This window comes from Rothia sp. HMSC069C04, from assembly GCF_001812895.1.
Taxonomy (GTDB): domain Bacteria; phylum Actinomycetota; class Actinomycetes; order Actinomycetales; family Micrococcaceae; genus Rothia.
This window is the reverse complement of sequence record NZ_KV810760.1, coordinates 1-205: the sequence shown is the minus strand read 5'-3', so window position 1 is coordinate 205 and position 205 is coordinate 1. Positions and strand designations below refer to the sequence as shown.

Below are 205 nucleotides of genomic sequence, written 5' to 3'. Positions count from 1 at the left end.
AACCGTGGGGTTCTGAAGAAATAGTACCAAGGGGTATAAAAAATCCCCGGTCTTAGATTCTAAGACCGGGGATCGGTGGCGGAGGATGGGGGATTTGAACCCCCGAGGGCTGTTAACCCAACACGCGTTCCAGGCGTGCGCCATAGGCCGCTAGGCGAATCCTCCAGCTATGTTTTCTACGCATTGCGTAGGCAACAAATAAAAC

The 205-nt window shown here is 52.7% G+C and carries 1 tRNA gene; it reads right to left on the bottom strand.

The features are described from left to right. Positions 1-76 precede the first annotated feature (76 nt). Positions 77-165: transfer RNA gene (locus HMPREF2879_RS07565), tRNA-Ser, on the bottom strand. Positions 166-205: the final 40 nt, after the last annotated feature.